At 69.5% G+C, this 17,948-nt stretch carries 20 protein-coding genes and 1 pseudogene; 8 read left to right on the top strand and 13 right to left on the bottom strand.

Annotation, left to right across the window (positions count from 1 at the left end; translation table 11 throughout):
- Positions 1-93: 93 nt before the first annotated feature.
- Positions 94-849 carry a FadR/GntR family transcriptional regulator gene (locus tag D9V41_RS02325; RefSeq protein ID WP_121792891.1) on the top strand — a complete coding sequence of 252 codons (756 nt, stop codon included), beginning with the start codon at positions 94-96 and terminating at the stop codon, positions 847-849.
- Positions 846-1,577, top strand: coding sequence for a cache domain-containing protein (locus tag D9V41_RS02320; protein ID WP_121792890.1), 732 nt, complete (start codon positions 846-848; stop codon positions 1,575-1,577). The genes D9V41_RS02325 and D9V41_RS02320 overlap by 4 nt, the downstream gene beginning before the upstream one ends.
- Here the strand turns inward: D9V41_RS02320 and D9V41_RS02315 are convergent.
- Entirely contained in the window at positions 1,556-2,692 is a 1,137-nt protein-coding gene (locus tag D9V41_RS02315) for an NAD(P)/FAD-dependent oxidoreductase (RefSeq protein ID WP_166375870.1), read from the bottom strand. The genes D9V41_RS02320 and D9V41_RS02315 overlap by 22 nt on opposite strands.
- Before the next feature lie 135 nt (positions 2,693-2,827).
- Between D9V41_RS02315 and D9V41_RS02310 the strand changes: the two genes are divergently transcribed.
- On the top strand, positions 2,828-3,229 hold the full coding sequence (locus D9V41_RS02310; RefSeq protein WP_121792888.1) for a phage holin family protein: 402 nt from the start codon (positions 2,828-2,830) through the stop codon (positions 3,227-3,229).
- A gap of 131 nt (positions 3,230-3,360) precedes the next feature.
- On the opposite strand, the gene D9V41_RS02305 is transcribed toward D9V41_RS02310, so the two are convergent.
- Genes D9V41_RS02305 through nth form a run of 4 tightly spaced genes read right to left on the bottom strand, consistent with a single transcriptional unit; the run spans position 3,361 to position 6,719 of the window.
- Complete coding sequence (locus D9V41_RS02305; protein ID WP_121792887.1) at positions 3,361-4,197, bottom strand: hypothetical protein; 837 nt, start codon at positions 4,195-4,197, stop codon at positions 3,361-3,363.
- Positions 4,197-5,348: a MarP family serine protease gene (locus D9V41_RS02300; protein ID WP_121792886.1), complete on the bottom strand. Its 1,152-nt coding sequence runs from the start codon at positions 5,346-5,348 to the stop codon at positions 4,197-4,199. The genes D9V41_RS02305 and D9V41_RS02300 overlap by 1 nt, the downstream gene beginning before the upstream one ends.
- 1 nt (position 5,349) lies before the next feature.
- The gene (locus tag D9V41_RS02295) at positions 5,350-6,000 is read right to left on the bottom strand and encodes an NUDIX hydrolase (RefSeq protein WP_121792885.1); all 651 of its coding nucleotides are present in this window, start codon (positions 5,998-6,000) and stop codon (positions 5,350-5,352) included.
- Complete coding sequence (gene nth / locus D9V41_RS02290; protein ID WP_166375828.1) at positions 5,997-6,719, bottom strand: endonuclease III; 723 nt, start codon at positions 6,717-6,719, stop codon at positions 5,997-5,999. Before nth ends, D9V41_RS02295 begins: the two co-directional genes overlap by 4 nt.
- A 100-nt stretch (positions 6,720-6,819) precedes the next feature.
- On the opposite strand from nth, the gene D9V41_RS02285 reads away from it, so the two are divergent.
- The gene (locus D9V41_RS02285; RefSeq protein ID WP_121792884.1) at positions 6,820-7,497 is read left to right on the top strand and encodes a Crp/Fnr family transcriptional regulator; all 678 of its coding nucleotides are present in this window, start codon (positions 6,820-6,822) and stop codon (positions 7,495-7,497) included.
- 271 nt (positions 7,498-7,768) lie between these two features.
- A pseudogene (locus tag D9V41_RS18665) lies at positions 7,769-7,906 on the top strand (IS5/IS1182 family transposase); the annotation flags it as partial.
- Between the two features lie 12 nt (positions 7,907-7,918).
- Here the strand turns inward: D9V41_RS18665 and D9V41_RS02275 are convergent.
- The 5 genes from D9V41_RS02275 to sp36 are packed head-to-tail and all read right to left on the bottom strand — an operon-like array spanning position 7,919 to position 10,546.
- Positions 7,919-8,311, bottom strand: coding sequence for a VOC family protein (locus D9V41_RS02275; protein WP_121792883.1), 393 nt, complete (start codon positions 8,309-8,311; stop codon positions 7,919-7,921).
- 26 nt (positions 8,312-8,337) lie between these two features.
- Positions 8,338-9,120, bottom strand: coding sequence for an MBL fold metallo-hydrolase (locus D9V41_RS02270; protein ID WP_243697128.1), 783 nt, complete (start codon positions 9,118-9,120; stop codon positions 8,338-8,340).
- Positions 9,117-9,929: an NUDIX hydrolase gene (locus D9V41_RS02265; RefSeq protein WP_121792882.1), complete on the bottom strand. Its 813-nt coding sequence runs from the start codon at positions 9,927-9,929 to the stop codon at positions 9,117-9,119. Before D9V41_RS02265 ends, D9V41_RS02270 begins: the two co-directional genes overlap by 4 nt.
- Position 9,930: 1 nt before the next feature.
- Positions 9,931-10,389, bottom strand: coding sequence for a RidA family protein (locus D9V41_RS02260; RefSeq protein WP_121792881.1), 459 nt, complete (start codon positions 10,387-10,389; stop codon positions 9,931-9,933).
- 1 nt (position 10,390) lies between these two features.
- Positions 10,391-10,546 carry a Sp36 family protein gene (gene sp36, locus D9V41_RS02255; protein WP_118397113.1) on the bottom strand — a complete coding sequence of 52 codons (156 nt, stop codon included), beginning with the start codon at positions 10,544-10,546 and terminating at the stop codon, positions 10,391-10,393.
- Positions 10,547-10,651: 105 nt separating this feature from the next.
- Here sp36 and bagA point away from each other — a divergent pair, with 105 nt between their 5' ends.
- Both bagA and bagB read left to right on the top strand, forming a co-directional pair.
- Positions 10,652-11,632, top strand: coding sequence for an ATPase BagA (bagA, locus tag D9V41_RS02250; protein WP_243697127.1), 981 nt, complete (start codon positions 10,652-10,654; stop codon positions 11,630-11,632).
- On the top strand, positions 11,629-12,837 hold the full coding sequence (bagB, locus tag D9V41_RS02245; RefSeq protein ID WP_121792879.1) for an ArsA family ATPase: 1,209 nt from the start codon (positions 11,629-11,631) through the stop codon (positions 12,835-12,837). The genes bagA and bagB overlap by 4 nt, the downstream gene beginning before the upstream one ends.
- 6 nt (positions 12,838-12,843) lie before the next feature.
- On the opposite strand, the gene D9V41_RS02240 is transcribed toward bagB, so the two are convergent.
- From D9V41_RS02240 to D9V41_RS02230, 3 genes are read right to left on the bottom strand one after another with little or no spacing between them, the layout of a single operon-like run.
- Complete coding sequence (locus D9V41_RS02240; RefSeq protein WP_121792878.1) at positions 12,844-13,845, bottom strand: cytochrome d ubiquinol oxidase subunit II; 1,002 nt, start codon at positions 13,843-13,845, stop codon at positions 12,844-12,846.
- Complete coding sequence (locus D9V41_RS02235; protein ID WP_243697126.1) at positions 13,842-15,245, bottom strand: cytochrome ubiquinol oxidase subunit I; 1,404 nt, start codon at positions 15,243-15,245, stop codon at positions 13,842-13,844. Before D9V41_RS02235 ends, D9V41_RS02240 begins: the two co-directional genes overlap by 4 nt.
- 59 nt (positions 15,246-15,304) lie before the next feature.
- On the bottom strand, positions 15,305-15,568 hold the full coding sequence (locus tag D9V41_RS02230; protein WP_121792877.1) for a WhiB family transcriptional regulator: 264 nt from the start codon (positions 15,566-15,568) through the stop codon (positions 15,305-15,307).
- A gap of 176 nt (positions 15,569-15,744) precedes the next feature.
- Between D9V41_RS02230 and D9V41_RS02225 the strand changes: the two genes are divergently transcribed.
- The gene (locus D9V41_RS02225; protein ID WP_166375869.1) at positions 15,745-17,928 is read left to right on the top strand and encodes a transglycosylase domain-containing protein; all 2,184 of its coding nucleotides are present in this window, start codon (positions 15,745-15,747) and stop codon (positions 17,926-17,928) included.
- Positions 17,929-17,948: the final 20 nt, after the last annotated feature.

The following is a 17,948-nucleotide window of genomic DNA, read 5'->3' as shown; positions in this document are numbered from 1 at the left end:
TCCGGAATGCCCGGCCAAATGCCCTCACTCGAGCGCTCTGGGCGCGCCGCTGGTTAAACTGCCGCGACCAGCGGATTCGGCGAGGGAGGCGACGTGCAGAGCGATGATCTGCTCTCGACGCTGACCCGGCGAGTCCTGTTCGCGCCGCTGGCCGATCAGGGCCGGGCGGACACCGTCGCCGAACGCCTGCGCACCGCGATCTCGCTCGGCATCCTGGGCGAGGGTGAACAACTGCCCCCAGAACCCGACCTCGCCGCCCAGTTCAACGTCTCCCACGTGACCCTGCGCGAGGCCCTCACGAAGCTGCGGGCGCAGGGCATGGTCACCACCCGCCGGGGCCGCGGCGGCGGCACCGTCGTGAGCGCGCCGCGACCCAATCAGCTGCGGGTCGCCCTCGAACAGGTCGCCCGGTTCTCCCGGCTCGACCTTCGCGATCTCGCTGACTGGCGACGGGCGATCGCCTGCGAGGCGGCCGCGCTCGCCGTGGCCCGCGCGTCCACCGAGGACGTCGCCCTCCTCGCGCGCGGCACGATCCGGCTCGCCGCAGCCGGTGACGAGGTGGAGTCCCGCCGCGCCGACAGTCGCTTCTTCATCGAGCTCGCCGCGGCCTCGCAGTCGGTCCGGCTCAGCCGCGCGATGATCAATCTGCAGGTCGAGTATGCGCCGGTCCTCACCCTCGTCTACACCGACCAGCAGCTCCGTGCGGAGGTCGCTCAGATCCTGCAGGATCTGATGATCGCGGTGCGTGAGGCCGACGGCTCGGCCGCCCGCCGGCACGCGACCACCGCGATCGACCGTGTCGCCGTCCGCGCCACCGTCATGCGTTCGGAAGGATGGTCAGCGCCGTGAACACCACCGGAGAACATTCCGATCGCGGGCTCCGCCGGGCCGCGCGAGACATCATCACGCTCACCGAGCCGCTGTTCGACGCGCTCGCGGAGCTCGCCGAAGCGTGCCGGCGCGACGTCGATCTCACGCTGCCGCGGCCGTTCGACGACGAGGCGTCCTGGTCGGCGTTCGCCCCGGCCGCGGACCACGTGCTGCGCACCCACGTGCTCGCGACGGGCGTGGGTGCAGCGGTGATCGGCGAGGAGTCGGCCGACGGAACAGCGTCGATGGCCTGGTGGATTCGCCGCGACGGTCACGTGAGCCGCAAGCGCCACGTCATGAATCCGCAGTCGGACTCCTTCTACGACGTGCGGCACCTGCGATGGTTCCGCGTCCCGATGGCCACGGGCCGCCCAGCACTCTTCGGCCCCTACGTCGATTCGTGGGGTACGGACGACATCACACTCACGGCTGCCGTCGCACTGATCGTCGACGACCGCCGCGTGGGTGTCGTCGCCGCCGATCTCGACACCCGGCAGTACCTCGATCTAGCCGAAGCGGTGCTCCGCGAGACCGGAGTCTCCGCCCTCCTCGACGACGAGGACCGGGTCGTGGTGTCCAGCGATCCGAGCATCGACACCGGATCGCGGATCGCCTCACTGGGTCAGGCGGTCACCGGGCGCGAGACCATCGACGAACTCAACTGGTCCCTCGCCCGGCTGGGCGGTCAGTCCGCGAACCGCTCGTGACTCCAGTCGATCTCGAAGTCACTCGGCCGGCCGAGGATCGCGTGGGCCGCCAGACGCCCCACCGCCGGGGACAACTGGATGCCGGAGCCGCCCGCGCCCAGCGCGCACACCACCCCCGGGGCATCGCGGTGCCACCCGGCGATCGGCTGGTGGTCGGGCGTCATCGGGTAGATGCCGGACCAGCTGCGGCCGATCTCCATGTCGTCGGCGCCGACGAGACGCTCGGACAACAAGGTGATGACGCGCTCGATCTGGTCCATCCCCATGGCACCGAGCGGCACGTCGGGTGAGACCGGGTCCTTGATCGCCTCGTCGGTGTGCAGGCCGGCGATCAGCTGGTCGGCGCGCTCGGAGCGGAAGTAGACCCCGTCGGTACCCGAGCCCGGCACGTAGTCCATGACGAAGGGGGTGAACGGCTGCGGCGCGCCGAGTTCGATCGTGAGCGCGCCGTGCAGCTGGGGAAGCAGCGGTACGGGAGCACCCAGCAGCTCGCCGACGTGCCCCGCCCACGGGCCGGCGGCATTGACGACGACATCGGCCTCGAAGACGCCTTGTGCGGTGTCGAGCCGCCAGGTCTCCCCGATGCGCTCCGCGCTGAGCACCTCGGCCCGCGCCACGACCGTCGCCCCGCGCCGCTTGACGATGCCGGCCAGCAGCTGCGACACCGCGTAACCGTCGACGTAGCCGTCCCACGTGCCGAACTGCGCGGCGACGAGATCATCGACGACGATGTGCGGCCAACGCTCCGCGATGTCCTCGGGCGCGAGGATGACGGCGTCGTCGACTCCGCACGCCTTCTGGTGCTCGAGGCTCTGCTCGAAGGCCGTGATGTCGGCCTGCTGACGCCCCAGCCGCAGGTACCCGCCGTGCACGAAGTGCAGGTCGTGGTCGCGCTCCAGCGCTGCGTAGACCTCGCGACCATAGGCGCGGACCTGGACGTCGGGGTACGTCAGGTACTGGGTCTCGACCATGCCCACCGACCGCCCCGAGGAGCCGTCTCCAGGATGCGACGCCTCGAGGACCACGACGTTCTCGACGCCGGCGGCGGTCAGCTCGTAGGCGGTGAACAGTCCGAGGACTCCGGCGCCGATGACGACGACACGCGGGTGGCTCATGGGCACTCCTGTCAGCGGGGAACGATCGCGATAAACATACAATGCTGTAGGTTTAAGCAGGCAGTGGGCCCCGCCACACCCCGGGTCGATGAGCGTTCCGCTGGCCCTCGGCCCGCTTCTCGGTAGGCTCATGCCATGAGTGAACGTCAGCCCGTCACGGAGGACCCCACGATCGGCCGTCTGGTGGCCGACGTCACGCGCGACTTCTCGTCGCTGGTCCAGCACGAGATCCAGCTGGCCAAGTCCGAGCTCAAGGTGAGCGTGCGCGCAGGTGGCATCGGTGCGGCACTGCTCGCAGTGGCCGCGTTCATCCTGCTGCTCGTCGTGATCCTCGCCTCGATCACGATCGGCTTCTTCCTCACGATGACCGGCCTGCACCCGGCATGGGCGTTCCTCATCGTGACCGGCGCCTATCTGCTGCTCGCGCTACTCCTCGCGTTCATCGGCATCCGCCGGTTCCGCAAGGTCAAGGCGCCGCAGAAGACCATCGCCACGGCCAAGCAGATCCCCTCCACCCTCAAGGGCAAGGTCGACTGACCCCCGCCGAGTCCTCGAGCGGTAGGTGTAGTCCCACTTCGGTCCTCGAGCGGTAGGTGTAGTCCCACCGCCGACAGCCTGGTCGGACTACACCTACCTCCCAGCGGGCATGGTGTCGCAGGAGTGGGCGGCTAGCGTCGACGGGCGGCCTCGCGCCGACCTGCGATGAGGCGCGCGAGCACGCCGACCACGAGGGCGGCGGCGCCGGCGATCGCCAGCAGCTCGATCCATTCGTCGAGCGAGGCCTGGAAGCGATCCGCCAGCGTCTCGGTGAGCACCTGCCCGAACGCCGACGCGCCCTCCTCCATCCGATCCAGCGCAGCCGGCACCGCGACACGAGAACCCGCGTACGAGATACCGGCCACCAGGAGCGCCCCGACGCCGATCCATGCCAGGCCCACCGAGCGGCGACGCGCGAACACGAAACACAGGAACGTGGCGGCACCGGCGGCGATGAGCGAGATCATCTTCCAGGTGGGCGCCGACTCGACCCAGTCCATTCCGGGCGGGGCCGACGCGACCGTCACGAGCATCTGATCGGGGGTCGCGAGCTCGACGGGAAACTGCGCGGCGACGGGGCCGACCGCCAATGCGGCCAGCGGCGCCACGTCGAGCTGCAGTTCCTCCGGAGGGCGATGCCCGTCGAACCAGAGCGCGTGGGAACGGCGTTGGGTCTCGTCCCAGGCCGCGTCGAATCCCTCGATCTCCCCGACCCGCTCGAAGGCGGCGCGCAGCTGCTGCGCGAACTGATCGCGGACGCCATCTGGCAGCCCGAGGTTCTCGGTGAGGTCGGTCGCCACGATCTCCGCGACTGCCACCCGCAGCTCCTGGTCGTCACGCAGCTCAGCGACGAGTGCGACGTACCCGGACTCGTCCGTGACGTTGTCGGCGATCCAGGTGACCGGCAACGCGACAGTGCCCGCCACGACGGCGACGATCCAGCAGAAGACAGAGGCCAAGGTGCGCATCAGACACATCCTCCCGTAGAGACGCGCTGGGTGGCGGTGATTCCCGCCTGCGCGTTCCCCGCGGCCTGTTGCGCGGTCACCGCGTACCCCGTGGAGGGGTCGCTGACCGACGCCGCGAAGATGACGCCGTACACCTGGCCGTCCTCGGACACCAGCGGCCCACCGGAGTTGCCCGACCGCACCAGCGAACGCACCGAGAACGCCTCGCGCGGGTGCTCGCCTTGACCGTAGATGTCCGTCGCCCGCATCGTCGTGACATCGCGGATGCGTGCCGCGCGCGCGTCGAAGGGCCCGTTCTCGGGGTAACCCAGCACCGCCGCAGCATCACCGGCCGCGCCGGACGTGTCGAACTCCAACGCCGGCACGCCCAGGCTCTCGGTGCGCAGGACCGCGATGTCCATGGCCGGATCGAACACGACGGGCACGGCGCTCACCCGGCGCCCGTCGACCTCGACGATCGGGTCGGAGACACCGGCGATGACGTGGGCGTTGGTCATGATGCGCCCGTCGGCGTAGACGAAGCCCGAGCCCTCGATACCCCGCCCGCACTGCGCTGAGCCGACGATCTTGACGACGCTGCCCGATGCCGACTGCACGCCGGGCAATGCCAGCGTCGCGTCGTCGGGCGGCTCGATCGAGGTGATGACCTCCGGCTGGAACGGTTCGAGGTACCGAGGGAAGACGTCGTCGGTGAGCGAGCGGCTGAAGGTGGCGAGCACATCGGACGCCTGGGACGGCATGACCCGGTCGACCCGCTCGAGGATGGCTGACGTGCGGACGGCCTGGCTGAGGTACGGGATGGTGGCACCGCTCACCGCGTAACCGAGCGCCCAGGCCGCGGCCAGCACCGCGACGACACCCAAGGCCGCACCCGCCACCGCGTCCACGGCGCGCCACGGCCATTCGGTGACGCGGAAGTCTCGTCCGGCGAGCCTGCCGATGAACTGCCCGGCCAGCAGGCAACCGACCACGAAGAGCAAGGCCAGGAGCGGCCGCCCGTCGCCGAAGATCCACGGCGCGACGACGACGCCGATCAGACCGCCGGCGATCAGGCCGATGCCCTCGATGAGGTTCAGCACGAATCCGTGCACGAATCCGGAGGCCGCGTAGAGCGCGACCAGCCCGAGCAGGATGAGGTCGAGGGTGTTCATCTCATCCCTCCGGGAGCGGGCGCTCGCGCGAGGCGTCCCAGGGCCGGGACCATCCCACGTGGTCGAAGACCCGGGCGATCACACCGGCGGTGAACCCCCACAGCGGCACGTCGGTGCCGATGTCGAAGGCGGGGCCGCGCCAACCGCCGCTGTGCACGACGCTGAACCGTCGCTCCGGATCGAGCAGTTCCTCGATCGGCGTCCAGATCACCTGCTCCACCTCGTCGAGACTCACCGGTACGAGATCCGGACTCCACGAGCGCCAGTACCCGAGCACCGGGGTGACCGCGTGATTGCTCGGCGGCAGCCACAGGGTCGGCAGCGTCCCGAACACCTCGACCGAAGCGGGGTCGAGCCCCACCTCCTCCTCGGCCTCGCGCAGCGCGGTCGCCACGGCATCGGCGTCCTCCGGATCGCTCTTGCCACCGGGAAACGAGATCTGGCCGGCGTGGTTGCGCAAGGTGCTGGCGCGCTCGGTCAGCAGGAGCTGCGGACCGCGAGGGCCGTCGGCGAACAGCATGAGCACCGCCGCCGGACGTGCGTCGGCGGGCGGATGGGGAAAACGGGGCGCCAGCTGTTCGGCCTCGACCGATCCGGCGAGGTCGGCGACGGGGCGCAGCCACTCGGGCAGCTCGGAGGTGGTGGCGCTCATGCGCGCCCCTGCGTGGTGACGAGCGCTTCGGCCTCGGCCGGATCGGTCGGACCGATGCCGTACGACGGGCACCACCGGGCGACCGGACACGCGCCGCAGGCGGGTTTGCGGGCGTGGCAGCGACGGCGGCCGTGCCAGATGAGGCGCTGGCTCACGTCGGTCCAGTCGCGGCGCGGGAAGAGCGCACCGACCGCGTGTTCGGTCTTGACCGGATGGCGAGCGGTGGCGGCGTCCACCCAGCCGAAGCGCTCCGCGAGCCGGGCGAAGTGCGTGTCGACGGTGATCCCCGGGACGCCGAAGGCGTTGCCGAGCACGACGTTGGCGGTCTTGCGACCCACGCCCGGGAGCGTCACGAGGTCGTCGAGGCGACCGGGCACCTCCCCGTCGAACCGCTCGACGAGTGCGGCGGCGAGCGCCAGCAGACTGTCGGTCTTGGCCCGAAAGAACCCGGTCGGCCGGATGAGTTGCTCGAGTGCGGTGCGGTCCGCCGCCGCCAGCGCGGTCGCGTCGGGATAGGCGGCGAACAGCGCCGGGCTCACCGCGTTCACGCGGCGATCGGTGGTCTGCGCGGAGAGCACCGTGACCACCAGCAGCTCGAAGGGATTGCGGAAGTCGAGTTCGGGATGGGCGTCCGGATACGTGGCCGCGAGCACCCGATCGATCTTGCGCGCACGACGCACCAGGGCGGTGTCCGGACGCGGGACGGGGGACGTGACCACGCGATAAGCGTACGTGTCCAGCGTTGCGGCGCTCGCGAGATCGCGGGATATGGGAAACTGGGGTACGGACCCACCGGGCCGTGACCGAGAAGGAAGAATCGTGACCGACGACGTACTGCGCCAAGCGCCCCTGTTCAACGGGCTCGACGAGACCGCTTCTGCGGCTCTGGAGTCCTCGATGGAGTCTGTGTCCCTGCGACGCGGCGAGATCCTGTTCAACGAGGGCGATGACGGCGACAAGCTGTACGTCGTCGTCGGCGGCAAGATCAAGCTCGGCCGCACCTCGCCCGACGGCAGGGAGAACTTGCTGGCCATCCTCGGCCCGGGTCAGATGTTCGGGGAGCTCTCCTTCTTCGATCCGGGGCCGCGTTCGGCCACTGCGACCGCCGTCACCGACGCCTCGCTCAAGAGCCTCGGACACGACGCCCTGAGCCCCGTGCTCAACGACCACCCCGATGTCGCCAAGGCGCTGCTCAACCAACTCGCCGGCCGACTGCGCCGTACCAACGAGGTCGTCGGCGACATGGTGTTCTCCGACGTGCCCGGCCGCGTGTCGAAGGCGCTGCTCGACCTCGCCGACCGCTTCGGACGTGAGGCCGAGGACGGCATCTACGTCAACCACGACCTGACGCAGGAGGAACTGGCTCAGCTTGTCGGCGCCTCGCGCGAGACGGTCAACAAGGCCCTCGCCGACTTCGCCTCGCGCGGTTGGGTCCGCCTCGAGCCGCGCAGCGTCGTCATCCTCGATCTCGAACGCCTCCAGAAGCGCGCCCGCTGACGAAACCCCGGATGTGCGCACATCCGGGGTTTAGGGCGTGTCTCCTAATTCGTGGCGGTGTCTCGCGGGATGTTTCCTGGGTGAGTCGGGAAGCTGTGCTGACGGATGCCCAGTGAAAGCGGATCAGGCCGTTGTTGCCGTCGTCGACGGGGCGGCGGGATCACCCGTTCCGGCACGACCGCCTGGTGATGCCGGTGCGGTCGGCGACGTGGATTCGGCCGTGAGCGTAGGTTCGACGGTCCACCGTGCTCATCAGCACGCGACGAAGGGACGCAACGTCGTCGAGCGAGGCTTCAGCGAGTCGAAACGGTGGAGCGGCCTCGCCACCCGATACGACAAGCTCGCCCTCACCTATCGCGGCGGTGTCGTCCTGCGAGCGGTCACGCTCTGGCTGAAGGCCACCGCGTGAGGACCTGCATCATCACGACTCGTCCGCCACGACCTCTGCTTTGAAACCGACTGAGTTCTCCAGCCAGCCTGCGTAGTGATCCGGACCTCCGGCATGGGGATAGCGATCCTGATACAGCGGTCGCCACCCGTGCTGGTCGGCCCGAGCCATGATGTCGTCCACGCGGCCGGGACCGCCGGCCTTAAAGGCGAGGTGGTTCACGCCCGGCGACCGCCGATCATGTGTCACCCCGGAGGTATTCGGAGAGGTCGTCAACGTGAGATACGCGCCGCCAGCAGCCCAGGACTCACCCTCGGGCCACTCGCCATCGCGCGCGAAGCCGAGCTCACTGAGCAACCAACCCCATTCCGCACGGGCTTCCGCAAGATCTACGACCCACACCTCGACATGATGAAACCCCGCCACGTCCTACAGTCTCTCAACTCAGCCGATCAGGCTTTGGGAGACACGTCCTTGCCGAGGTAGTCGAGCTGGGCCTTGACGCTCAGCTCCGCCGCGTCCCACAAGACGGGGTCGACGTCGGCGTAGACCCGCTCGACCACCTCGCGCGGCGTGGTCGCTCCAGCCTCGACGGCGGCGCGGACCTGATCGAGCCGGTCCTCGCGATGCGTGATGTAGAAGTCCAGGACCGCTTCGGGATCGTCGATCACCGGGCCGTGGCCCGGCAGGATGCGGCTCACGAGTCCCTCGGCCACGAGCTCACGCAGATGAGCCAGCGAATCGAGGTACGGGCCGAGGGCGCCGTCGGGGTGCGCCACCACCGTGGTTCCCCGGCCGAGCACGGTGTCACCGGTCAGCAGCGAGTCCTCGCCGGTGAGCCGAAGGCAGAGGGAGTCACGCGTGTGTCCCGGCGTCGCGATGACCTCGAGCTCGAGACCATCGACCTCGACGAGTTCGGCGTCGCTGAGCGGCTCGGCGCCCGTGCACAACGCCTCGTCCAGCGCCCGGGTCGGAGCGCCGGTGAGTTCGGCGATCCGGGCCATGGCTTCGGTGTGGTCGGCGTGGTGGTGCGTGAAGAGCACGAGCGCGACCTCGCCGGCAGCGCCGATGACGGCGTTCAGATGCTCCTCATCGGCCGGTCCCGGGTCCACCACGACGGCGCGCGCGGCCCCCGGCTCACGCAAGATCCAGGTGTTGGTGCCATCCAGCGTCATGATCCCGGGGTTATCGGCCAGGACGAATGAGGCGCGGTCGGTCACGCGGGTGGCGCTCACACGTGCTCCCCTCGATCGGTCTCCAAGAACAGCTCCCCGTCGACCTCGACGATGCGAGGCTCGATCGGGGTGACCACCCGCAGCGCAGCCGCCGCGAGGACGGTCTCCGCGGTGTGCTGGGCGAGTTCGCGACAGGTGACCGCCGTCGGCGGCATCATCGCCGCATCGCCAGCGTCCACGCGCTCCAGCACCGCGCACAGCGGGGCCCACAGCGATCGGTCGGCCTCCGTGCTGATCTGCCCCACGGCCTGGCCCTCGGGCAGCGCAGCGACGAAGAACCGGGTGTCGTACCGGCGCGGCTCGAACGCCGGGGTGATCCAGTGAGCCCACACGCCGATGAGGTCGGCGCGCAACACCAGCCCGTGAGCCTCGAGGAAGTGCGCGAACGAGACGCGCCCCGCTTCGAGGTCGTCGCGGGCGGCGAGCATGTCCGCACCGGTGGTGTCGCCGTAGACGGTGTCCGGGCCCGGCCCGGCGAGGAGCACACCGGTCTCCTCGAAGGTCTCCCGGACCGCTGCCACCACGAGAGCGTGGGCGAGATCGGCATCGCACCCGAGTCGAGCGGCGAATTCCGCTGCCGAGGGCCCGATCCAGTCGACCGGCTCACGGTCGGACTCGTGCACGCCGCCGCCGGGGAAGACGTACATGCCCGCTGCGAAGGCCATCGAGGCCTGCCGGCGCATGAGGAACGCCTCGATCCCCTGCGCTCCGTCACGCACGACCGCGATGGTCGCGGCGTCCCGGGGAGGTACGGGATTGCTCGCACGATGCGCGTGCTCACGCAACCGCTCGGGCAACGGAAGCAGCATCTCAGCGCACCTCGGCGACGACCTCGACCTCGACGGGAGCGTCGAGCGGCAGGACCGCCACGCCGACCGCCGAGCGAGCATGCTGGCCGGCCTCGCCGAACACGGCGCCGATGAGTTCGCTCGCGCCGTTCGCCACCTGCGGCTGGCCGGTGAAGCCCGCATCGCTCGCGACGAAGGCCACGACCTTGACGATGCGTACGACGTCGTCGAGGTCGACGATCGAGCCCAACGCGGCGATCGCGTTCAGGGCGCACTGCCGAGCGGCCTGCTGCGCCTCATCGGCGTTGACGCCGGCGCCCACCTTGCCGGTGATCGTGAGCTCCCCGTCGACGAACGGCAGCTGCCCGGACGTGTAGACGTAGTCGCCCGACCGGATGGCGGGGACGTACACGGCGACCGGAGCGGCGACGGACGGCACCTCGAGCCCGAGTTCGGCGAGGCGCTCCTCGACGGCTGCCATGTCAGGCCACCGGGCGTTTGAAGTAGGCCACCAGGTTCTCGGGGTTCATGCCGGGCACGATCTGCACGAGTTCCCAGCCGTCCTGGCCGAAGTTGTCGAGGATCTGCTTCGTGGCATGCACGAGCACGGGCGCGGTCAGGTATTCCCACTTGGTCATGGCCCGACTCTAGCCGCCGACGAGCACGGTGACGACGGCCCGCGGAGGCACTCGGGTGCGAGACACCGGCGGCACGATCGCCCTCGAGCCCCTACGCTCGACCTCGTGGCTCCCTCCTCGACACCGTTGCACATCGTGACCGGCAAGGGCGGGACCGGCAAGACGACGGTCGCCGGTGCCCTCGCGATCGCGCTGGCCAGTGGCGGACGACGCGTGCTGTTGTGCGAGGTCGAGGGGCGGCAGGAGATCGCTCGGCTCTTCGACGTCCCGCCGCTGCCTTACGAAGAGCGCCGGATCAACGCCGCAGGGCGCGACGGCGGACAGGTCTATGCGCTCGCCGTCGACGCCGAGGAGGCGTTGCTGGAGTACCTCGCGATGTACTACCGGCTCGGACGAGCCGGTAAGGCCCTCGACAAGTTCGGCGTCATCGACTTCGCCACGACCATCGCACCGGGCGTGCGCGACGTGCTGCTGACCGGCAAGGTCTACGAGGCCGCACGGCGCCGGGAGAACGGTCCGGAGTCGCCGTTCGTGTACGACGCGGTGGTGGTCGACGCCCCGCCCACCGGGCGGATCGCCCGCTTCCTCGGGGTGAACGACGACGTCGCGGGCCTCGCGAAGGTCGGTCCGATCAAGAACCAGTCGACGTCGATCATGGCGATGATGCGAAGCCCGCAGACCAAGGTCCACCTCGTGACTCTGCTGGAGGAGATGCCGGTGCAGGAGACCCTCGACGGCATCGCCGAGCTGCGCGCCGAAGGGCTGCCGGTCGGCCACGTCCTGGTCAACATGGTGCGACCGGCCTTGGTCAGCGAGGCCACCCGGACGGCCCTGGAGCACGGCACGGTCGACACCGCGGAGGTCTCGGTGTCCTTGGCCTCGGTGAGCCTCGCCCCGGACGCCGCCGATCTCCTCGTCGATGCCGGCATCGCCCACGTGCAGCGCCAGGACCTGCAGAACGACCAGGCGCAGACGCTGCGAGCGAGTGTCGACGACGTGCTCGACCTGCCGCTGGTCAGCGACGGTGTCGACCTCGGTGCGTTGTTCGAGCTCGCCGACGCGCTGGAACCGGTGGTGAACCGATGACTCGCCCCGCCCAGACCCGCCCCAAGGAGTCGATCCGCGGTGCCCAGCGCGGCGCCTCGCGCGGTGACACCGGCACGCATCCTGGGGTGGACATCGATGCGATGCTCGACGACCCCACGACGGAGATCATCGTGTGCTGCGGCTCCGGCGGCGTCGGCAAGACGACCACCGCTGCGGCGCTCGCGCTACGGGCGGCCGAACGCGGCCGGTCGGTCTGCGTGCTCACGATCGACCCCGCCCGTCGCCTGGCGCAGTCCATGGGGCTCGTCGAACTCGACAACACGCCCCGCCCGGTGACCGACGTCGACACCAGCGCCGGCGGTTCCCTCGACGCCATGATGCTCGACATGAAGCGCACGTTCGACGAGGTCGTCGAGGCGCACGCGTCGCCGGAGAAGGCGCAGCAAATCCTGCAGAACCCGTTCTACGTGGCCTTGTCGAGCTCGTTCGCCGGGACGCAGGAGTACATGGCGATGGAGCGCCTCGGCCAGTTGCACGCCGAAGGCCGGTGGGACCTCATCGTCGTCGACACCCCACCGTCGCGGTCCGCGCTGGACTTCCTCGACGCACCCGAGCGTCTCTCGTCGCTGCTGGACGGCCGGTTCATCCGGCTCCTGCTCGCACCCGCCAAAGGTCCTGCCCGCTTCCTGACCGCCGGCTTCGGCGTGGTGACCGCGGCGCTGAGCAAGATCCTCGGCGCGCAGATCCTGTCCGACATGCAGACGTTCGTCGCCGCGTTCGACACCCTCTTCGGGGGATTTCGGCAACGCGCCGAGGCCACCTACGCGCTGCTGCAAGCCGAGGGGACGGCATTCCTCGTCGTCGCCGCCCCCGAGGACGCCGCCATGCGCGAGGCCGCGTTCTTCGTCGAGCGACTCGAAGGCGACGCGATGCCGTTGGCCGCACTCGTCGTCAACCGCGTCCACGACGAACGCGCCGGCGGCATCAGCGCGGCCGACGCCGAGTCCGCAGCGCCACGGCTCGCCCACGGCGGGGACACCGACCGCATCACGGCCGACCTGCTGCGCGTGCATGCCGAACGGATGCGCGTCGCCGCTCGTGAGCAGCGGGTTCGCCGCCGCTTCGCCGCCGCTCATCGCAATGTCGCCTCGGTGACCGTGCCGGCGCTCCCCAGCGACGTGCACGACCTCGAGGGCCTGCGGACCGTGGGGCGGCACTTGGCCGACGAGCCCACGACCGTCTGACCCCCGTCAGTGCCTCGTCCATTCCTGCGATTGGGTGAGCCGGAACAGGTAGACGAGGGCCGGGAGGACGAGGACGATCGCGAGCCCCGTGGTGACCAGGAGCGCCTGCAGGGTCGCGGGGGCTCCCGCGGCGTCGGCGATCGTGACCTCGTCGACGAGCATCCAGGGGTATTGGCCCACTCCCCAGCCGGTGATGACCGACGCGACGGCCACGACCGCCGTCACCCGGGCGGCGACGTAGCGGCGGCCGAACAGCAGGACGAGGGTCGCCGCCCCTGCGAGAGCCGAAGCGACGATCAGCACCGACGCACGTCCGGCGAGGCCGTCGCTGAGGGTGGGAGCATCGCGCCGCAACGGCACGAGGGCGGCGAGGACGACCGCTCCCGTCACCGCCCCGACGGCGATCGATCGCACCCGCAGCCGATCGGCGAGGCGCCGCTGACCGCCGCGCTCGGCGTCCGCGGTCAGGAACGTCCCGGCGAGGAAGGCGCAGGTGCCGACCGCGATCGCGCCGCCGAAGAGCGAGGTCGGGTTGATCCAGGAGGTCCACAGGTCGCCGCGCCCCTCCGCCGGGACGCGGCCCGAGGCGATGCCGCCGGCGACCGTGCCGAGGAAGAACGGCGTGATGACCGACGAGGCGGCGAACACCACGCCGAACAACCGGGCCTGACCCAGCGTGGCCGAGTACTTGCGAAAGGCGAAACTCGCGCCGCGCAGGACGATCCCGAGCAACGCCAGCAGCAACGGGAGGACGAGCGTACTCATCGCGGCGGCGAACGACTGCGGGAACCCGGTCCACCAGGTGACCAGCACGTAGATGAGCCACACGTGGTTGGCCTCCCACACCGGACCGATGCTGTGGTCGACCAAGGTCCGCACCTCCGCACCCCGGCGCGCGCCTCCGGCGGTGAGGTCGAAGAAGCCTGAACCGAAGTCGGCACCACCGAAGACGGCATAGGCCACGACGCCGACGAACATCGCCGCGGCGACCGCCACCTCCAGGCTCATCGTTCGTCCTCGGGGGCATCCACCATGCGCGACTGCGGCCCGTACGGGCTCGGCAGATCGGCCTCGCCGGCGCGCCAGCGCCGCGTCATCGAGCGCAGCACCACCACGGCGCCGATCGTCAGGGCCGTGTAGACGACCGCCGTGCTGCCCAGCAACCACCACAGATCGGCGCTGTAGTCGCCGACCGCATCGCGTGTCCGCATGATGCCGTAGACGATCCAGGGCTGGCGACCGACTTCCGTGGCGATCCACCCGGACTCGAGAGCGATCACCGCCAGCGGCCCGGCAGCGACAACGCACCGCAGGAACCAGCGGTGCTCCAGCAGATCGCGACCCCGCCACCGGAAGAACCAGAACACCAGGACGCCGAGCATGAGCAGCATCCCGATGCCGACCATCGTCTGAAAGGCCCAGTGCGTGATGTTGATCGGCGGATGCTCGTCGACCGGAATCGTGTCCAGCCCGGGCACCGGCGCCGTGAAGGAGTTCTGCGCGATGAGCGACCCGAGGTAGGGGATGTCGAGTGCGCCCTTCACCTCGCCGTCGACGTAGATCCCGCCGATCCGCAGCGGAGACGGGCTCTCGGTCGTCTCGGCCAGCTCGAAGGCCGCGAGTTTGGCGGGTTGGCGGTCGCCGAGATTTCCGCCGAGCAGGTGACCGACGAACGGCTGGACGAGTGCCGCGACGGTCGCGAACGCGAACGGCACGATGAAGCCGAGCCGGTGGTGCCGGTCGCGGCGGCCTCGCAGCATGCCCGCGGCGTAGACGCCGGCCGCGGCGAACCCGACCACCATGTACGCGGCGATCCACATGTGCAGGAACTGCAGGAAGGCCAGGTCGTTGAACATCGCCCGCCACGGGTCGACGTCGACGACCTCGCCGTCGACGATCCGGAATCCCGCGGGGGCGTTCATCCAGGCGTTCACCGAGATCACACAGAACGTCCCCACGACTCCGGCGACGGCCATGGGGACGACCATGAGCAGATGCCGCCGCGGGGGCATGCGTCCCCAGCCGTACAGATAGATGCCGAGGAAGATCGCCTCGACGAAGAACGACAGTCCCTCGAAGGCGAAGGGGAGGCCGAGCACGTCGCCGAACGTGCCCATGAGCCCGGGCCACAGCAGGCCCATCTCGAAGCTCAGCACCGTGCCGGACACCGCTCCGATCGCGAAGAGCACCGCCGAGGTCTTGGCCCAACGTTGCGCGAGCCCGAGGGCGACGGCGTCATTGCGGCGGATACCGCGCCAGTGCATCACGAAGATCATCGCGGGGAAGGCGACCCCGAAACAGGCCAGGATGATGTGCCAGCCCAGGGAGAGCGCCATCTGCTGCCGGGCCGGCAGGAGCCCTTCAGGCTCGGTGGCCAGGGCCACGAAGTCCATGACGGCGGCCGTCATGGCTTCGACGGTACGCCCGTCGCCGGATCAGCGCCGCGCGAGGACGATCATCGAAGGCGTCAGGCGTTTCCGGCCTGCTGCAGGATGCTGCGCCACTGCGTGACGTGCGGCTTGCGGCGCAGCAGCGCGCGTCGCTCGCGTTCGGTCATGCCGCCCCACACGCCCCACTCGATCCGATTGTCGAGGGCCTCGGCCAGGCACTCGGCTTTGACCGTGCAGGTGTTGCAGAGCTGCTTGACCCGGTTCTGTTCGGCTCCGCGAACGAAGAGATCGTCCGAACGACCGAGGCATGCAGCCTCCTGAGCCCAATTGGCGTTCCACATCGTCGAATCCTTCCCGAGAGTGAGGCATGAGACCGAAGCGATTCGTCCGCTTCACTGTAAAGCGAAGTTACTCGTCCGGTCAGACCTCGCGGGGATGGTTTCGCACTAGCCCATTCGAGTCATGCCGGGTCGCGTGCGGGCCTGAAGAGTCGGCACCGTCCCGTATTCTCGTGTTCATGGCGTGGCGCGATGTCGAGGCGAAGGTCAAGAAGGCAGCCCAGACGGAGTCCAAGCCGACGTCCACGGCGTCGGCTCTATGGTCGATCGGCAAGCTCTCCGCGCTCGCGGGGGTGATCGTCGCCGCCGTCATGATCCCGGCCGCCACGGCCACCACCATGACCACCCGCGAGATCACCGCCGACGTCATGGACCTTCCGCTGGAACTCCAGGAGATCCCGAACCCCCAGACCACGGAGCTGTTCGCCTCGAACGGAGAGCGCCTGGCGTACTTCTACGAGGAGAACCGCCAGGACATCCCGCTCGACGAGATCTCGCCGGTCATGCAGGACGCGCTTCTCGCGATCGAGGACTACCGGTTCTACGAGCACGGCGCGCTCGACCTGCGCGGAACCTTGCGCGCTCTGGTCAACAACGCCGCCGAGGGACAGACGCAGGGCGGGTCCACCATCACGCAGCAGCTGGTCAAGCTCACGACGCTGCAACAGGCCACGACCCCCGAGCAGCGTGCCGCCGCCGTGGAGCAGTCGGTGGCCCGCAAGATCCGCGAACTCAAGCTGGCGATCGGCTTCGAGGAGAAGTACACCAAGGACGAGATCCTCGAGCGGTACCTCAACATCGCGTACTTCGGCAGCGGTGCCTACGGCGTCAACGCCGCCTCCCAGCGCTACTTCTCGGTCGCGCCCGCCGACCTCACGGTCAGCCAGGCCGCCCTCCTCGCCGGCCTCGTCAAGAACCCGGTCGAGTTCGATCCGCGTATCTACCCCGAGCGCGCACTGCAGCGACGCAACACCGTGCTGTCGGTTATGGCCCAGCACGGCAAGATCACGCCCGAGGAGGCCGAGCAACTCAGCAAGGAACCACTCGGGCTCAACGTCACCGACTTCGCGAACGGCTGCGTCGGCTCGGTCGCGTCATTCTCGTGCGACTACATCCGGCGCGTCCTGCTCGAGGAGGAGGCGCTCGGCGACACCTACGACGAGCGCAAGCGCCAGCTCGAGCGGGGCGGCCTGACGATCAAGTCCAACATCGACGTCACGATGCAGAACGCCGCGAACGCGGCCGCCGCCAACAACGTCGACCCGACCGACCAGGCCATCGGCGCGCTCGCGCTCGTCGAACCGGGAACCGGCAAGGTCCGCGCGCTCGCCCAGTCCCGTCCGATGGGTGACGACAAGGCCGCGGGCCAGTCCTACATCAACTTCACCGTGCCGGAGCGGTATGGACAGTCGATGGGCTTCCAGGCCGGCTCGACCTTCAAGATGTTCACGGTCGCCGCGGCACTCAAGAAGGGCATCCCGACGAGCAAGACCTACGGCTCGCCGCAGAACATGACGATGCCGCGCGGCACGTACTTCGACTGCGAGGGCCGCGGCACCGACCAGTGGCAGGTCTCCAACTCCACCGGGTCGGGCACGTTCAACATGTACACCGGCACCCGTCAGTCGGTGAACACGTACTTCGCGCAGCTCGAGCGGGACGCTGGCCTGTGCGACACGGTTCGCATGGCTGAGGCGATGGGCATCACGGTGCCCTACGACCCCGACAACGGCGTCACGGGTCAGGTCCCCTCGTTCACCCTCGGCCCCATCGAGGTCAGCCCCCTCGATATGGCGGCCGCGTACGCCGTGCCGGCTTCCGGCGGCATGTACTGCAAGCCGATGCCGATCGACGAGATCCTCGACCGCCAGGGCAACGTCATCAAGAAGTACGAGCCGGAGTGCAACCGGGTGCTCACCGAAGACGAGGCAGCCCAGATCAACGACATCCTCCGGGGCGTCCAGGAGCCGGGCGGCTTCGGCTACCAGTCGGGCACGGGTCTGGCCATTCCGTCCGCGGCCAAGACCGGTACGACCAACGACACCAAGAGCGTCTGGTACGCCGGGTACACGCCCGAGCTCGCGGCCGCGGCGATGATCGCGGGCGCCAACAACGAGGGCCAGCCGATCGACCTTCGCGGTCAGGTGGTCAAGGGGCGCGTCCCAGGCAACATCGCCTCGGGCTCCGGACTCGCCGGTCCGATGTGGGCCGACGCCATGCAGGCGATCCAGTCCACGTTGGCACCGGTCAACTTCGCCCCGCCGCCGCGGCGACAGCCCCAGCCGCTCAACCGCGCATCCCAGCAGCAGCGGCAGCCGCAGGCTCCTCCGGCGGCCGATGAGCCGCCGGCCGACGACGACTGAGACGACGAAGGGCGGGTCCG

The organism is Aeromicrobium phragmitis (assembly GCF_003674095.1).
In the GTDB taxonomy this organism is placed as follows: domain Bacteria; phylum Actinomycetota; class Actinomycetes; order Propionibacteriales; family Nocardioidaceae; genus Aeromicrobium; species Aeromicrobium phragmitis.
Note: the sequence above shows the minus strand (reverse complement) of the source record. Positions and strands in the feature narration are given on the sequence as shown.

Excerpts from the sequence above, each read along its gene's own strand:
- D9V41_RS02315 (WP_166375870.1), bottom strand. The coding sequence starts at position 2,692 with ATGAGCCACCCGCGTGTCGTCGTCATCGGCGCCGGAGTCCTCGGACTG.
- D9V41_RS02310 (WP_121792888.1), top strand. The coding sequence starts at position 2,828 with ATGAGTGAACGTCAGCCCGTCACGGAGGACCCCACGATCGGCCGTCTG.
- D9V41_RS02305 (WP_121792887.1), bottom strand. The coding sequence starts at position 4,197 with ATGCGCACCTTGGCCTCTGTCTTCTGCTGGATCGTCGCCGTCGTGGCG.
- D9V41_RS02300 (WP_121792886.1), bottom strand. The coding sequence starts at position 5,348 with ATGAACACCCTCGACCTCATCCTGCTCGGGCTGGTCGCGCTCTACGCG.
- D9V41_RS02295 (WP_121792885.1), bottom strand. The coding sequence starts at position 6,000 with ATGAGCGCCACCACCTCCGAGCTGCCCGAGTGGCTGCGCCCCGTCGCC.
- D9V41_RS02265 (WP_121792882.1), bottom strand. The coding sequence starts at position 9,929 with ATGCTGCTTCCGTTGCCCGAGCGGTTGCGTGAGCACGCGCATCGTGCG.
- D9V41_RS02260 (WP_121792881.1), bottom strand. The coding sequence starts at position 10,389 with ATGGCAGCCGTCGAGGAGCGCCTCGCCGAACTCGGGCTCGAGGTGCCG.
- sp36 (WP_118397113.1), bottom strand. The coding sequence starts at position 10,546 with ATGACCAAGTGGGAATACCTGACCGCGCCCGTGCTCGTGCATGCCACG.
- bagB (WP_121792879.1), top strand. The coding sequence starts at position 11,629 with ATGACTCGCCCCGCCCAGACCCGCCCCAAGGAGTCGATCCGCGGTGCC.
- D9V41_RS02240 (WP_121792878.1), bottom strand. The coding sequence starts at position 13,845 with ATGAGCCTGGAGGTGGCGGTCGCCGCGGCGATGTTCGTCGGCGTCGTG.
- D9V41_RS02235 (WP_243697126.1), bottom strand. The coding sequence starts at position 15,245 with ATGACGGCCGCCGTCATGGACTTCGTGGCCCTGGCCACCGAGCCTGAA.
- D9V41_RS02230 (WP_121792877.1), bottom strand. The coding sequence starts at position 15,568 with ATGTGGAACGCCAATTGGGCTCAGGAGGCTGCATGCCTCGGTCGTTCG.
- D9V41_RS02225 (WP_166375869.1), top strand. The coding sequence starts at position 15,745 with ATGGCGTGGCGCGATGTCGAGGCGAAGGTCAAGAAGGCAGCCCAGACG.